Source organism: Flavobacterium xizangense (genome assembly GCF_054075145.1).
The window spans coordinates 1-273 of sequence record NZ_JBSIPG010000098.1 but is presented as its reverse complement, the minus strand read 5'-3'; the positions used below and the strand labels follow the sequence as shown (position 1 = coordinate 273).

General features: G+C 32.2%; 1 pseudogene. It reads right to left on the bottom strand.

The features are described from left to right. A pseudogene (locus ACWA1B_RS22675) lies at positions 1–273 on the bottom strand (TonB-dependent receptor); the annotation flags it as partial.

Genomic DNA, 273 nt, shown 5'->3' with positions numbered 1-273 from the left:
GAAATGGGCTGAATTTCCAAATCAATTTTAGAAATGGTATTCAAGTACTTTAGATTGTTGCTAATCTTAACTTCTTCTAGTAAAAATGGTTTTTCGTCTATGGAAATTGTCAGAAAATCAAAAGAAGCCAGTTTTATCTTTTGAGCTACAAATCCTTTTTTAGTGATTTCTAAACTGTCATTAACCTGCACTCCTTCTAATGTAAATTTTCCGTCTCCATCGGTATGTGCGTGTGTTTTGGAAGTTAAATCACGAATTAATACTTCTGAGACA